Origin of the sequence: Martinezella miluonensis, from assembly GCF_900094545.1 — a bacterium.
Lineage (GTDB): Bacteria > Pseudomonadota > Alphaproteobacteria > Rhizobiales > Rhizobiaceae > Rhizobium > Rhizobium miluonense.
On the sequence record NZ_FMAH01000056.1, the window covers coordinates 21,346 to 37,372 of the forward strand.

Sequence of the window (16,027 nt, forward strand, 5' to 3'; positions counted from 1 at the left end):
GGTCGCAACAATCCTGTCAAAAAATTGTGCAATGCGTATAAAATAGGCATAGCGCCATGACTCCGCCTGCGCGGCGAGATGGGCGCCCACCTTATCGGGATCGAATAGGCTTCCACGGCTCGCGTTTCGCGGTCACCGATGTGCCCACACCTTCTTCTCAAGCATATGCATCGCAGCTGAAGTCATCTTCTGGCTTTGATTTAAATTGTCGAGCCCTCATGATTTCCGGATGAAGGCGGCGACACTACCCTTACGGGTGCAGCGACGCTCTCACGCTGAATGAGCCGGCTGCGGATAACATTTCGCATCTCTGGCATTTGCTCCGGCCGATCGATGGCTACCATCAGAATGGCGACCGCCATCTGCCCCATCTCCTCCATCGGCTGCTCGATCGTTGAAAGCGGCGGCGAGCAAAATGCACAAACGGGCGAACCATCGAAGGAAACGATCGAAAGGCCGCCCGGAATCGACAGCCCCATACGCTGCACCCGACTCATGAAAGAAATTGCCATGTCGTCGCTGGTTGCGATGGCTGCGGTCGGTTTATCCGCAAGTGCGGCAAAGTCGCTCGCCGCGTGTACGCCAATGTCAAAACCATGCTGATAATCCAGCTTGCCCCCCGAGCGAACGACCGCAGATTCTGGCAGTCCTGCTTCCTGTAGTGCCTCGACGACGCCGCTAAAACGCTCGAGGTCATGATAGTTGTTCTCTGGGCCGGCAAGATAGAGAAAGCGGCGATGACCAAGTTGGATAAGATCGGCCGTTGCATCCCGCACCGCCTCGCGATCGTTGGTGACGACGCTCGGCACACCGGCATCACTCATGTCGAGCAACATGGAGACGATCGGCAAACCAGCATTGGCAAGAGATCGGCCGTCGACTTCCGGCAGCTTGGACGAGAGAATGATGGCGCCGCGAATGGTGCCGCCGAAGGCGAGATCGAGAATATGGCGCTCAGATTCCACGTCGCGGCCGAGATTGGCGATCATCAGGTTATAACCATTCTGCAGCAAGGCTTTGTTGATGCTTTGCAGGACTTGCGGAATGACCTGGGAAACGCCGTAATAGAGCGAACCCGGCAGAATGATCATGATCGTGTTGGATTTGCCGACCCGCAGGCCACGCGCCATAGCATTCGGCGTGTAGCCCAATTGCTTTGCTGCTGCATCGATCTTAGCTCGTGTCTTCTCATTAACCCGACCGGGATTGGCAAGTGCCCGGCTGACCGTTGAGATCGCCACCCCTGCCAATCTCGCAACGTCCGCCATCAAGGGTCCTGAATACTCCGCCACGGGCAAATTGTTGTTATTTTTCACTTTTTTGTTTCCTTCCCGATGCCTGCGGTGTCGGATGCTACGGGAATTCCGCTGACTTAGCAAACGTTTGCCAAAAATCGCTTGCATATGAAAAGGACTTGTCTACTATCAAGCAATGGCAAACGATTGCCAAATGATAATATATTGAAATCATTACGGATTATCTGCTGCGACATCAGTTCCGCAGACGATGGCCTCTATCCTGAGAACGGACAGCATCATGAGCTCGACCGAACGGCTTCGCTTTGGCGTGGATCTCGTTACCTTCTTTCATCCCGCCTTCTGGGGTGTTGAGGATTACGATGGCATAATCGCCCTCTCCCGCAGCGAACCTCGCTCCTTTTGGGACAAGATTCTGGACGCCGTACAGGCATCCGGCGTCACTGGCGTCGAGCTGACCTTTTCTCCTTTCAACTGGCAGGATGCGACGAAAACCTATGGTTCGGTCGAAGCCTTTGCGGGCGAGCTTTCCAAGCGCGGTTTGGCATTGGCAAGCGGCTTTTTTGCCGAACTCGAGGCTGCAGGCGATTTTGCCGAAGCATCGGCGCAGGCAGCCATCATCGAAAAGGCAGAGAAATATGCCGCATTTCTCAAGGCTTGCGGCAGTGATATCATGGTTATCGGCGCGCCGCTGCGCCAGACCCCAGGCGCTCAGCCCGTTCGATTCTTCGATTTCGAGCAGGCCCGCAAGATTGCCGATTTCCTCAACCGCCTAGGCGCAATCCTCTACGCGAAGGGCGTGCGCCTCGCGGTTCACACGGAGGCGCATTCGATCTTTGCCGCCTCTCGCGATGTCGATCTTCTGATGCTGTTGACGGATCCTGCATATGTCCACATGTGCCCGGACACCGCCCATATTATTGTTGCCGGCTCCGATCCGCTTGAGGTCGTCGAACGCCACCATGAGCGGGTCATCATCGCTCATTGGAAGGATGCGCTTGGACCGATGCCGACCGACACTCCGATCGACGAGCATATTCATGATCGTCATCGCCCTTATTTCTGCGGCTTCGGGCTCGGCCGCGTCGACTGGCCGGGCTGGATCAGGTTGCTACGCGACCGCGCTTACGAAGGCTGGGCTATTCTCGAGCTTGACGCCGCACCCGATCCGGTCGGCGATATCGCCAACGGCCTGACGCTGGTACGGCAGGCATTGCTGCCGATCTATCGCTGATTTCATGACCTGAAGACCAATGGCCCCGCAAAGAGGGCCTTCTTGAAGAGGTGAACAATGAATAATACGATGAAATTGCTCTTGGTCGGAGCTGCACTCGCGGCAGCCTCCGCTCCCGCCTATGCCGAGGACAAGGCAAAGGCGGAAGTCATGACGTCCTGGACATCAGGCAGCGAAGCCGCCGCCCTCGATGTCATCAAGCAGGAATTCGAAAAGCGCGGCGGGGTCTGGAAAGATTCGTCCATTGCCGGTTTCGGTGCGGCCGACGCCGCCTTCCAGAACCGGTTGGTCGCCGGTGATCCGCCAGCTGCCAAACAGGCGGTGATCGGCCTTGCCAATGCCGATTTCGTCAGTCAGGGCCTGCTGAGCCCGATCGATGATATCGCAAAAGCAGGCAAATGGGCGGAGGTTCTGCCGAAATCGATCCATGATCTCACTACCTTCAAAGGCCAGACCTATCTCTCTCCCACCGACGCCCATGGCGAGAGCTGGGTCTTCTATTCCAAGGACGCTTTCACCAAAGCCGGCGTGAACGGCGAGCCCAAGAGCTGGGACGATTTCTTCGCGGCACTCGACAAGCTCAAGGCCGCCGGCGTGCAACCGGTCGCCTGGGGCGGCCAGTCCTGGCAGGAATCCAAGGTCTTCAATATGATCCTGCTGACGCAAGTCGGCATAGACGGCTTCCTGAAGATCTATGTCGACAAGGACAAAGGCGACGCTTCCGTCGAAGGCGTGAAGAAGACGCTCGATATTCTCGGCAAGCTGCGCGCCTATGTCGACGAGGGCGCGCCGGGGCGCAACTGGAACGATGCCACTGCCATGGTCATCACCGGCAAGGCCGGCGTGCAGTTCATGGGTGACTGGGCCAAGGGCGAATTCGTCGCGGCCGGCAAACAGCTTGGCAAGGACTATGGTTGCATGCTTGCTCCGCAATCCCCCGGCATGGTCTATGTCGCCGACTCCTTCTCCTTCCCGAAGATCGCCGATGCGGCATCGCAAAAGGGGCAGGCGCTGCTGGCCGAAGTCGCCATGGATCCGATCGTGCAGGTCGAGTTCTCGCTTAAGAAGGGTTCGGTGCCGATGCGTACCGACGTCGACAAATCGAAGCTCGATACGTGCGCGCAGAAGGGCCTCGAGCTGATGGGCGCCGGCAAGATCGTTCCGGATCAGGCGCTGATCCTCTCGCCACAGCAGGCAGGCGCGCTCAACGACTTCGTCGACGAATTCTGGAGCAACCCCTCGGAGGACAGCGCCGCGGGTGCGAAGAAGTTCTTCGCGATCTTCGAATAGAGCCTGTATTTCGAGCCGGTCGAAGATGTGATCGTCGGTCGGCTCCTCCGTTCTTTTGAGAGAGTTTGCACATGCGAGCCAAGCGCAGACGTTCCCTGGCTGCGACCTTTGCACTCTTGCCGACATGGATCGCCGCGATCTTCGTCTATATCGGCACCATGGTCTGGTCCGTCCGCCTGTCTTTCACGGATTCGACGATCTTCCCGTCATCCAACTATGTCGGCTTCGCTCAATATGCCAAGCTGTTTAAAAACTCGCGCTGGCTTGCATCGCTGGAGAATGTGCTGATCTTCGGTGCTCTCTATGTCGGAGGGTGCCTCGCTCTCGGCTTCGTGCTGGCGGCAGCCCTTGACCGCAAGGTCCGCTTCGAGAGCGTGTTCCGCACCATCTTCCTCTATCCCTACGCCATGTCCTTCGTTGTCACGGGGCTGATCTGGCAATGGATGCTCAATCCGACATTCGGTATTCAGGCGACCGTGCGGGCACTTGGCTGGCAGGGCTTCGTCTTCGACTGGATCGTCAATCGCGACATGGCGATCTATACGGTGGTCTTCGCCGGTGTCTGGCAAGGCGCCGGGCTCGTCATGGTCATTGCGCTCTCCGGCATGCGCGGGATTAGCGAGGAGCAATGGAAGGCTGCTCAGATCGACGGTATACCGGTCTGGCGTATCTACTTTTCGATCATCCTGCCGCAACTCGGGCCGGCGCTTGCCGCATCGGGAATGCTGCTCTCCATGGGCGTGATCAAGACCTACGATCTGATCGTCGCGCAAACCGGCGGCGGCCCCGGCTACTCGACCGAAGTGCCGGCAAAATTCATCATGGACAATCTGTTCGAACGCCAGAACCTCGGGCTCGCCAGCGCCGGTGCAACCGTATTGGTGCTTTCCGTCGTCATGGCCGTCGCCCCGTTCCGCTATGCGCTCGCCATGCGCGCCAGAAGAAGGGGAGCGCATTGATGACAACCCGCCTCCATCCTCGTGGCCTCAAGCCGTCCAGGCTTAGCGTCGGCCAGATCGGGCTCTACGCATTCCTGATCCTGTCTGCGCTGTTCTTCCTGCTGCCTCTCTACACCATGCTCGTCACGTCGTTGAAGTCGATGGAGGAAATCCGCCAGGGCCATATCTTCGCACTGCCGGATACCCTTGATTTCAATGCCTGGAACACCGCCTGGTCGGGAGCCTGCATGGGCACGCAGTGCCTTGGCGTGCGTATCGGTTTCTGGAACTCGATCAAGATTACTGTGCCCGCCGTCGTCATTTCCGTCTCCATCGGGGCGATCAACGGTTATGCACTGTCGCTCTGGCGGCCGAAAGGCTCGAACCTTCTGTTCGGGTTGCTGATGGCCGGCGGCCTCATCCCCTACCAGATCTTCCTCTATCCGCTGGTACGGCTACTTGCCAATTTGAGCCTTTACAATTCCGTGGCCGGCGTCGTCCTCGTTCACGTCATTTTCGGCCTGCCGCTGGTCACGCTGCTGTTTCGCAATTATTTCGTCGCCATTCCCGAAGAGCTCTGCAAGGCGGCCCGCGTCGACGGGGCCGGCTTCTGGCGCATTTTCCTCGAGATCATGCTGCCGATGTCCGCGCCGATGGTGATGGTTGCCTCCATCTTCCAGTTCACAGGTATCTGGAACGACTTCCTGATCGGCCTGGTCTTCGCCGGACGAGACAACCTGCCGATGACCGTCCAGCTCAACAACATCGTCAATACAACCATGGGCGAACGCGCCTACAATGTGAACATGGCCGCCACCATTCTGACCGCCGTCGTTCCTCTCGCCATCTATTTCTTCTCCGGCCGCTGGTTCCTGCGCGGTGTCGGAGCCGGTGCTGTCAAAGGGTAATGCCATGCAGCCTGCCGTATCGGTAAAAGACCTCAAGATTGCCTATGGTGACCATACCGTCATCGAGAAGCTCTCCATCGACATCGCCCCGCGCGAGTTTCTCGTGCTGCTCGGCCCATCCGGCTGCGGGAAATCGACGCTGCTGAATGCGATCGCCGGATTGCAGGATATCCGCGACGGCGAAATGTGGATCTCCGGAAAGAACGTGACCTGGGAGGAGCCGAAAGATCGCGGCATCGGCATGGTTTTCCAGTCCTATGCGCTTTACCCGCGGATGACGGTGCGCAGGAACCTCTCCTTCGGCCTGCGCGTCGCTGGATTGCCCAAGCCGGAGATAGAGGCTCGTATCGCCCGCACGGCCTCGCTTCTGCACTTGGAAAAGCTGCTCGATCGCCGCCCGTCGGAATTGTCGGGTGGTCAGCGTCAGCGCGTTGCGATCGGCCGGGCCCTCGTCCGTGAGGTCGATGTCTTCCTGTTCGACGAACCGCTTTCCAATCTCGACGCCAAGCTTCGCAACGAGCTGCGCGTCGAGATCAAGAAGCTGCATCAGAGCCTCGGCAACACGATGATCTATGTGACCCACGATCAGGTCGAAGCGCTGACCCTTGCCGACCGCATTGCCATCATGAGGGACGGCGTCATCCAGCAGCTGGCGAGTCCGTCGGAGATCTACCACCGCCCCGCAAATCTCTTCGTCGCCGGCTTCATCGGCGCACCGGCGATGAACTTCATCACGGGGGAGATCGCGATCAAGGCTGAAAACCCGGTCTTCGAAAGCACTGGCCTGGCCATCGATCTGGCCAACTATCCTTTTCTGGCAGCCATCAAGCCGGGTGCCGCCACGCTCGGCATCCGGCCCGAACATATCGTTCCCGACCGGGGAACAGGGTCTTTGCCAACCATTGCCGGTATCGTCTCGGTGGTCGAGCCGATGGGCGCCGACACGGTGGTCTGGTTCGATTGGGCTCGGCAAAGCCTTTCCTATCGCATCATGGGCGACACGACGCTGCAGCCAGGCACAGCGATCTCGCCCGGCCTCGATATCGCCAAGGCCTCCCTCTTTGACGCCGACGGCGTCCGTCTCTGAAATATACGGAAAAATCTATGTCCCAGACTACTTATGACGCGCTGGTCATCGGTTCCGGCGCTGCCGGCTCCTTTGCCGCCAAGGAATTGACCGCTCAGGGGCTCTCAGTGCTTTTGCTCGAAGCCGGTCCCGCAGTGAGCCAGAAGGATTTCGATCCGGCTCGCAAGAAGCAGCCGGCGAGCAGCATCAACATTTGGGAGCGCGCACGCGCCACAGTGAAGGGCCAGCCGATTCAGGCGCGCGCAGCCTTCTTCACCGAGCGCTTCAGCCATTTCTTCGTCAACGACCGAAAGAACCCCTACACAACGCCGAAGGACGCGCCGTTCCTGTGGATCCGCGGGCGCCAGGGCGGCGGTCGCCTGCACAGCTTCGGCCGCGTCTTGCTGCGCTGGACGGACGATGACTTCAAGATCCAGTCGCGAACCGGCAAGGGCATGGACTGGCCGGTTGGCTATGATGAGCTTGCGCCCTTTTACGACGAGGTTGAAGCCTGCCTCGGGCTCTACGGCAATCCTGACGGCGTCGAGACGCTGCCGGATGGAATTTATGCACATCCGGCAAAGCTGACGCCGGCCGAACAAATCTTCAAGAGCGAAGTGGAGGGTCGCTGGCCGCAGCGGCATGTCGTGTCCTGGCGTTATATCGCCCCGGATCCCGAGCGCACGCCCAAGCCCTTGAGAGAGGCGCTTGCGACAGGACGCCTGACCATCCGTCACGATGCCATCGTTCGCCGCATCGCAACGGACGAGCAAGGGACCCGGGCCACGGGTGCCGAATTCATCGATCGCGTCACCGGGAAGGTGGAGACTGTCCGCGCCGCCTTCGTGGTGCTGTCGGCTTCGCCGATCGAAAGCGTACGGTTGCTTCTCAATTCGGCATCGGCCAGGCATCCCGAGGGGCTGGGCAACAGTTCGGGTGCACTCGGACGCTATTTCATGGACCAGCTGCCTTGCCTCGCCTTCGGCTCCTTCTCCAAGGCGAAGGGATGGGCAGTCGACGATTCCGCCCCCACTGATCCCTTCTACAACCCATCTGGCGGCATCTTCGTGCCGCGTTTTGGAGCCGGTGATGCCGGTCGTGGCGATTTCGATTATCAAGGCAGCATTGGCCGAGCACCCACGCCCGATAGCGAGCCTGCCCGGCTGGCATTCTTCGGCTTCGGTCGCATGCTGCCCTATGCAGACAACCGCATCACCCTCAACGCGAGGCGCAAGGATGCCTGGGGAATTCCCGTTCCGCATATCCGATGCGTCATGGGCGAGGAAGAGCACGCGCTTCTCCGCCAGCAGGAGGAGGCGCTTGTCGAGATGGTGCGCGATGTCGGCGGAGATCTGGAGTTCATCGGCTCGCCTATCGGTCTCAGGGAAATGGGCCGCGGCGCCTTTCCCGATGCCGATCCATTCAGCCGACTCATGTTCCGCAAATGGTTCCGCAAGACCATGTGCATGGGAGCGGCGATCCACGAAACGGGTGGCGCAAGGATGGGGGATGACCCACGGAACTCCGTGCTCAATCCCTACAATCAGCTCTGGGGCGTACCTAACGTCATTGTCACGGATGCCAGTGCATTCCCCGGCAGCGGTATCGCCGGCACGACCCTTACCGTCATGGCGTTGACAGTTCGTGCATGCCGGAGGCTTGTCCACCAGCACTGAACAAGCTCGCCTGCAAAGCTAGCCGGCAGTCCAAGTACATTCATGATCGGCGTGGGGCTGAAACGGCTAAACGAAAATGCCCCGGACAAGGTGCCCGGGGCGATCCTCGCGGCGCTAACCGCAGCAAGGCGTAGTTGCCTGTCTTGACGTCAGACTTATCAGAACTCCGACCACTCCTGCTGGAGTTGTTTCAACGCGGCATTGCCCTGCGTGACCGGAGCGGCGCGTGCGGCAAGTCGACCCGTTGTCGGGGCAGAGGCAGGCCGGGCTACGGGCCGCGCCTGTGGCTCCCTGCGTTCGGCTTCGCCTGTGCGGAATGCACTCAGGAGTTCGCCGAGGCGCTTGCTCTCCTCGGCCAGACCGGCGCCAGCCGCGTTCATCTCTTCGACCATGGCGGCATTCTGCTGTGTCGCCTGGTCCATGTGATTAACGGCACTGTTGATCTCCGACAGGCCCATGGACTGCTCCTGGGCGGCAATGGCGATCGCATCCATGTGCTGATTGATCTGCAGGACTAGGTCGGCGATAGCCGCCAGGCCCTCGCCGGTGTCGTTGACGAGCTTCACTCCCTCGCCGACGGCAACTCCGGAATTGCCGATCAGAGTCTTGATTTCTTTGGCAGCATTGGCCGAACGCTGGGCAAGTTCGCGCACTTCCTGGGCGACCACGGCAAAGCCCTTGCCGGCTTCACCCGCACGCGCTGCCTCGACACCGGCGTTGAGCGCGAGCAGGTTGGTCTGGAAGGCGATCTCGTCGATCACGCTGATGATCTGACTGATTTGTTTGGACGAATGCTCGATTCTGCCCATAGCATTGACGGCATTGTTGACGACTTGGCTGGAGCTTTCTGCCCGCAACCGGGCCCCGCGGACTAGGTCACGTGCATCGCCAGTTCGCTTGGAGGTCGACTGGACGTTCGCCGTAACCTCTTCAAGTGCGGCCGCCGTCTCTTCCAGCGACGCGGCCTGCTGCTCGGTGCGCTTGGAGAGGTTATCGGAAGCCTGCGAGATCTCGTAGCTGCCACTATTTACGAGTGACGCGGCCTGGCCGACCTGGGACATGGCAGCGCGAAGCTGGCTGACCGATGAATTGAAGTCGTGACGCAGAGCTTCGAACTGCGCAGCCAGCGGCGTTTCGATTTCGCAACGCAGGTCGCCAGAGGCCAAATGACGCAGACCTGTCGCAAGCGAACCCGTTGCCTGCAGCAGCCTTTGTTCGGCCTCGGCTTCGGCACGGCGCTGGACTTCGACGCGCTCATTCTCCGATGTGACGCGTGCCTCTGCGGCTTCGGCTTCGAGCGCCTTGTTGCGCAGGGCGGCCTGCTGGAACACCTCAACGGAACGCGCCATGGCACCGATCTCATCGCGCCGCTCGACGCCACCGATCGAGACCGAGAGGTCGCCTTGGGCGAGCGCCGTCATCGAATGTGTTAGCGCGCCGACGGGCTTGGTGACGCGGAAGACGATGACGCAGATACCAGTGATACTCAGAACCGCGGCGACAAGGAAGGTGAGCCCGTAGGCGATCAGGCTTATGAATGCATCATGCTGGCTGGCGGCTGCCTTGGCCACCATGCCATCTGCGGCTCCAGCGGCGGTGTTTGTGATGGTCAAAAGGGCAGCGTTGCCGAGCGGGCGCCAGTCGTCGAGGGACATAGCCTTCTTCTCGCCGGCTGCGAACTTGGCAAGTAGTGCACTGTGCTTTGCCGCGAAGTCGCCGCTGAAATAGGTCGTGTTGCTAATCTTGTAGGCATCCTTGACCACCTGCGGTGTCGACGGATGGTTGACTAGAGTACCGATCTGTCCCCAGGTGAAGCTGGCAGCGTAGTCGAACTGTTGGATCTTGCTGACTTCTTCTGGCTTCATCGCCTCTCCGGAGGCGAGCGTGTTGACGAACAACAGGTTTGCTGCACCCGCTGTCGCGCGAGTGTACCATGTCAGTGCACGGATCTGGATCAGCGCCGACATTGAAGGATCACTCGCGCGGATCTGGCTTTCAACGGCGGTCGAACCAGTTTCCAGCGCGGTCAGGAGCTGCTGGCCGATGTCCAGCGTCGTGGCCTGCAGTGTCGGATCGCGATCGGCGAGCTTCTTGGCGACTTCGCTGTCGAGCTTTGAGCGGAATGCGACGACCCGATCGTATGCGCTCATGACATCGGCAATTGGCGCTTTGAGCGCCTCTTCGTCAATGTTTGCAGAGACCGATTTTGCGTCAGCCATATATTTGTCGACGATGACCCGGTCCGCTTTCAACATGGCAAGCGTTGCGTCTTGCGTGCCAAGCTCAAGCTTGGCGAGCGACGAACCGTCACCTCGCTCGTTCCGGAAGTTGGCGAGTGTTTGGAAGAGCGCGCGGTCTAACATGGTGAACTTCGAGACGTCGGCATAAGTGCTTTCGCCGCGATAGGCATCGAGCATGGAAGATCCTGTTAGCACGCATAGAGCAACGCTGAGAGAAAGGAAAATTCCAACAAGTATATTGCGAAGAGAAAAAAACATAATTGCTCACCTACGTTCGGGGTGCCGTGATGCTAACCCGCTTCGCCGAAACCCGTATTTCTGGAGCTCTTGTGGTGTAATTTCTAAAAGAAAAGCAGTCAGTGAGCCGTCGAGACGCCGCCCGAGCACAGGCTCCTCATGGCCCGTCCAATCAGAGACAACGTTAGCCCAGCTTTATTGAAACAGAATTAATATTGCCTTCTGAAAATACATAGAAATAATTGCGGTCTGCGTCCTTTTTCGGCTCGACGACAAACTTGATCACTAATTATTCACGGACCTACAGGAAATAACATCAAAAACTAAAGTATAATATACAAAAATATAGCGCTAATTTAGCTGAAGGCGCTGTTTGACAACGAGTATTCTTGCTCCAACCCATCGTCAGCTGAGCGTGTCACAGTTTTCCGCCCGCAATCGGGTCTGACCCGGACATCGCCGATTGGGGTACCCGCGCAAATGTTAAAGGATATCGGCTGGCATCATCGTTTCTCTCGACACTGTTCGATGCCGAGCGAAGAAGTTCGATCCGGACTACGCGAGCGGTTTGCGGTGGACCTAGCCCTTCGATATCAGAGGAGTGAGAAGGCGTATTGCCTCATGACCGCCATAGCAGCTCAGAGAAATAAACTGCAGCCCCACAAAATATTGTAGCTCACGGGGAGCTCATCTCATCGCAACTACCCGTCACCCCTTAAGCCAAGGGCAACGTGCCAACGCCACGACCCTGCCGGGTAGCAATGCAGCACCGCTTATTCGCATTGTTGTGAATATACAACATTCGATTGAATAATGCTTTCACAAAACTCAATCCAGAGGAATCCCAAGCTTAGCAAATTGCCATGCAACCACTTCCGATAGTACTGAAATCGAGTGAGGGGCGTAAGCCAAAGTGCGGGCAGGCAATTACGCGAGCAACTCCTGCTGGTGGCTACCGGTCGGATGTGAGCTCGATCTTTGGATTGGGCAAATGAAAATCGATGAACGGCTGGGCATTGGACTTGCAAGATGCGGGCATCGCCTTGAGAACGAAACAAGTACATCGCAACTCGATCTCATCAAAAGCTTGATGTGCTGCATGAGGCGGTTTGTAAATCATGCCGTTGAAGCAGTTCCAAGTTTAAAATCTGCCGATGCGCGCGCTCATACGCCACTTTCTAAGCTAGCGCTGATTGTTATTCTGTTCTCTATTGGTCTGATGTTCGCGGCCCCGAGCGCCGCCTATGCCGCTTGCTCAATCTTCAATGTGCCCGATGCGAACACGACACCATCGACGAACCCGATGGCTTCCGGTGGGTCGATTAGTATCAACATCGGTGTTCAGTGTGATCCGTTTGGCCTCAACCCCTATCCCGGACCAAACACGACCTCTCCCCAGCATGGTTCGGTAACCGTCGATGCCGCTGCGGGGGTAGTGACATATACAAATAACGGTGATGGAGCCACCAGCGACAGCTTCGTGGTGGCAGATGCGAGTGCAAACCCTTTCACGATCAATGTAGCGATTGCGGCAGCTACAAGCCCCATCACCGTTTCGCCGGCATCGCTGGCCAGCCCGCAAGTCGGCACAAGCTATAGCCAAACGCTGAGCGCAAGCGGCGGCACTGCACCCTATACCTTCTCCCTCACCAGCGGCTCACTGTCGCCGGGTCTATCCTTCAGTGGATCAACCATCAGCGGCACTCCCACGCAGGCCGGTAATTATACGGCAACCTTTACCGTCACGGACAATGTCGGCACGACAACAACCAAGTCCTATACAATCTCCGTCCCGAACCCATCCAACAATATTGCGGTTGCCACTCCCCCAGCCGCCAGCGTGAATGTTGCCTACAGCGCAACGCTTTCCGCATCAGGCGCTTTGGCTCCATACAGTTTTGCGCTCTATACCGGCTCGACCCTTCCTCCGGGACTTTCATTGGCCAGCAACGGTACGATCAGCGGCACCCCGACCTCTCAAGGGAACTTCAGTTTTCAGGTTACTGTAACCGATAGCAGTCCGAATCTGCACGGCATATCGCCAGGTCCCTATTTCAATGTTGTGACGATTAACTTTTCGGTTCAAAACGTGCCGCCGCCCGTCGCCAATCCGGTCAGCGCAACAGTGAGCCACGGCAGCAGCTCAAATCCGATCACGCTCAACCTTACGGGTGGAGCTGCATCATCGGTGGCCATTGCGACCCAGGCCGCGCACGGCAGCGCCTCGGCGAGCGGTACTTCGATCACCTATACACCGACCGCAAGCTATTCCGGCCCAGACAGCTTTACTTACACTGCCACAAATGGCGCAGGCACCTCAACGCCTGCAACGGCAACCATAACCGTCAGCCCACCGACGGTCTCACTCAGTCCATCGACACTGCCATCCGGCACTGTCGCGGTGGCCTATAGCCAGGCCGTCAGTGCCACCGGCGGCACCGGCCCCTACACCTATGCGATCACCGCCGGCTCGCTTCCGGCCGGTTTGAGCCTGTCGACAACGACCGGCTCGGTTTCCGGCACGCCGACGGCAGCAGGCACCTTCAACTTTACCATCACCGCGACGGACAGCTCGACAGGTACCGGACCATTCGCAAGCTCCAAGGCCTACAGCATAACCGTTGCTGCACCAACGATCTCGGTTAGCCCATCCTCTCTGTCGGCGGGCGTCGTCGGAACTGCCTACAGCCAAACGATCACGGCATCCGGTGGCACCAGTTCCTATAGTTTTGCGATCACGTCCGGCGCTCTTCCTGCCGGCTTGACGCTCTCATCGGGAGGCTCTCTCGCCGGCACGCCGACGGCGGGAGGCACGTTCAATTTCACCGTCGCCGCAACCGACAGTTCGACTGGAACTGGCGCGCCATTCTCCAGTTCCAAGGCCTACAGCCTGACCGTTGCTGCGCCAACGATCACGGTAGCGCCGACGACGCTTCCGACGGCGGCCGTTGCTGTTGCCTACAGCCAGACCGTCACCGCATCGGGCGGCACTAATTCTTACAGCTATGCGATCACCGCCGGCGCTCTGCCTGCCGGTTTGACGCTCTCTTCTGGAGGAGCTCTCGCCGGCACGCCGACGGCAGGGGGTACGTTTAACTTTACAATTACCGCGACTGACAGCTCGACCGGGACCGGACCGTTCACGGGTTCGAGGGCTTATAGTTTAAGCGTTTCTGCGCCGACGATCGTGGTCAACCCTTCCTCTCTGCCATCCGGAACAGCGGAGACGGCGTATAACCAGACCATGACGGCCACGGGCGGCACTGGTTCCTACACCTATAGCCTCTCGGCTGGCGCCCTTCCGGCTGGCGTAGGGCTTTCCTCGGGCGGCGCGCTCTCCGGTACGCCGACTACCGCGGGGACCTTCAACTTTACCGTTACTGCGACCGACAGTTCCACGGGCACAGGCCCTTTTACGGGCTCGCGGGCTTACACCTTAACGATTGCCGCACCCACGATCACCATCGCACCGGCAACGCTGCCCGCTGGCACGGCCGGGACTACCTATAGTCAGACCATCACGGCCTCGGGCGGCACCGGTTCCTATACCTATAGCCTGTCGGCTGGTGCCTTGCCTCCCGGTGTGGCGTTTTCCTCGGGCGGCGCGCTCTCCGGTACGCCGACTACGGCGGGGACTTTCAACTTCACCGTTACCGCGAAGGACGGCAACTTATTTACCGGCACCCAGGCCTACAGCATAGCGATTTCCGCACCAACGATCACGATCGCACCGGCAACGCTGACGGCTGGCGCGGCCGGAACTGCCTATAGCCAGACACTCACGGCCTCGGGCGGCGCCGGCTCCTATACCTATAGCCTGTCGGCTGGCTCCTTGCCTCCCGGTGTGGCGTTTTCCTCCGGCGGCATGCTCTCCGGCACGCCGACTGCGGCGGGGACTTTCAACTTCACCATCACCGCGACGGACAGTCTTACGTTTACCGGCACCAGAGCCTACAGTCTGACCATCGGCGCCCCGACGATTTCGCTCGCCCCGGCAACGCTGCCGGCTGCAACCGTTGCCACTGCCTACAGCCAGACCCTTACGGCTTCGGGCGGAACCGCTCCCTATAGCCAGGCGGTGACCGCCGGTGCCCTGCCGGCCGGCCTGACGCTGTCGACGGGGGGCGTGCTCTCCGGCACGCCGACGGCATCCGGGACATTCAACTTCACCGTCACCGCGACCGACAGTTCGACCGGCTCGGGGCCATTCACGGGGTCACGCGCCTACAGCCTGGCGATCAACATCCAGGCTCCGGTCGCAGGCAATGTCGCAGCGACGGTTGCCGCCAATTCGTCGGCCAACCCCGTCACGCTCAACCTGACCGGCGGAGCGGCGACCTCGGTGGCGATCGCAACCGGAGCCGGCCATGGGACGGCGACCGCATCGGGAACGTCCATCACCTATACGCCTGTAACGGGCTATAGCGGGTCGGACAGCTTCACCTATACCGCCACCAATGGCTCCGGCACCTCGACGCCGGCAACGGTCAGCGTCACGGTCACAGCTCCGACCCTGACATTCTCGCCGGCAAGCGGCGCCCTTGCCGCCGGCATGATGAATGCCGCCTACAATCAGACAGTCACCGCCTCGGGCGGAACCAGCCCCTATGGCTATGGCGTGACCGGCACCTTGCCGGCCGGGCTGACGCTCAACCACGCGACGGGTGCCATCACCGGCACGCCGACGGCATCCGGCAACTACAGCTTCTCGATCAGCGCCACCGATGCCAACAATGCCACGACCTCGGCCGCCTATACGATCGCGATCGCCCCGCCGCCGACCACATTCGTGTTCTCGCCGGCCGGTGGCGCACTGACCGAAGCCATGGCGGGCGAGGCCTACAGCCAGCAGATCTCGGCGACCGGCGGCGCGGGGGTGAAGATCTACAGCCTTGCCTCCGGCAGCCTGCCGAACGGCATGGTGCTCAACATCTCGACCGGCCAGCTGACCGGGCCGCTGGCAGCCGGCAGCGAAGGCGATTACAGTTTTGCCATCCAGGTCCGCGACGGCAATGGCGCCACAGGAACGGCCGCCTATACGCTGAAGGTCAAGAGCCGATCCGTCACGGTTCTGGACAAGGTCATCAACGTGCCGGCCGGATCGACGCCGCCTGACGTCTACCTCAATGGCGGCGCCACCGGCGGTCCGTTCACCGCCGCTGCCCTCGCCTTTGTCGAGCCG

9 protein-coding genes are annotated in these 16,027 nt (G+C 59.7%); 7 read left to right on the forward strand and 2 right to left on the reverse strand.

All coding sequences use genetic code 11. The annotated features are described in order from the left end of the window. Positions 1 to 200 precede the first annotated feature (200 nt). On the reverse strand, positions 201 to 1,268 hold the full coding sequence (locus GA0061102_RS29065) for a LacI family DNA-binding transcriptional regulator (protein ID WP_092855690.1): 1,068 nt from the start codon (positions 1,266 to 1,268) through the stop codon (positions 201 to 203). Positions 1,269 to 1,536: 268 nt separating this feature from the next. Here GA0061102_RS29065 and GA0061102_RS29070 point away from each other — a divergent pair, with 268 nt between their 5' ends. From GA0061102_RS29070 to GA0061102_RS29095, 6 genes are all read left to right on the forward strand, one after another. Further along, on the forward strand, positions 1,537 to 2,490 hold the full coding sequence (locus tag GA0061102_RS29070; RefSeq protein ID WP_092855701.1) for a sugar phosphate isomerase/epimerase family protein: 954 nt from the start codon (positions 1,537 to 1,539) through the stop codon (positions 2,488 to 2,490). Positions 2,491 to 2,547: 57 nt separating this feature from the next. Beyond that, positions 2,548 to 3,780 carry an ABC transporter substrate-binding protein gene (locus GA0061102_RS29075; protein ID WP_092855692.1) on the forward strand — a complete coding sequence of 411 codons (1,233 nt, stop codon included), beginning with the start codon at positions 2,548 to 2,550 and terminating at the stop codon, positions 3,778 to 3,780. A gap of 71 nt (positions 3,781 to 3,851) precedes the next feature. Then, positions 3,852 to 4,739, forward strand: coding sequence for a carbohydrate ABC transporter permease (locus GA0061102_RS29080; RefSeq protein ID WP_092855694.1), 888 nt, complete (start codon positions 3,852 to 3,854; stop codon positions 4,737 to 4,739). Further along, positions 4,739 to 5,626: a carbohydrate ABC transporter permease gene (locus GA0061102_RS29085; RefSeq protein WP_092855696.1), complete on the forward strand. Its 888-nt coding sequence runs from the start codon at positions 4,739 to 4,741 to the stop codon at positions 5,624 to 5,626. The genes GA0061102_RS29080 and GA0061102_RS29085 overlap by 1 nt, the downstream gene beginning before the upstream one ends. A 4-nt stretch (positions 5,627 to 5,630) precedes the next feature. Beyond that, positions 5,631 to 6,713 carry an ABC transporter ATP-binding protein gene (locus GA0061102_RS29090; protein WP_092855697.1) on the forward strand — a complete coding sequence of 361 codons (1,083 nt, stop codon included), beginning with the start codon at positions 5,631 to 5,633 and terminating at the stop codon, positions 6,711 to 6,713. 17 nt (positions 6,714 to 6,730) lie between these two features. Further along, complete coding sequence (locus GA0061102_RS29095; RefSeq protein WP_092855698.1) at positions 6,731 to 8,368, forward strand: GMC oxidoreductase; 1,638 nt, start codon at positions 6,731 to 6,733, stop codon at positions 8,366 to 8,368. A gap of 158 nt (positions 8,369 to 8,526) precedes the next feature. On the opposite strand, the gene GA0061102_RS29100 is transcribed toward GA0061102_RS29095, so the two are convergent. Continuing rightward, a complete protein-coding gene (locus GA0061102_RS29100) occupies positions 8,527 to 10,866 on the reverse strand; it encodes a methyl-accepting chemotaxis protein (protein WP_092855699.1) in 2,340 nt (779 codons plus the stop codon). Between the two features lie 1,414 nt (positions 10,867 to 12,280). On the opposite strand from GA0061102_RS29100, the gene GA0061102_RS29105 reads away from it, so the two are divergent. Beyond that, on the forward strand, positions 12,281 to 16,027 hold a 3,747-nt coding region (locus tag GA0061102_RS29105), incomplete at its 3' end, for a beta strand repeat-containing protein (RefSeq protein ID WP_167668089.1).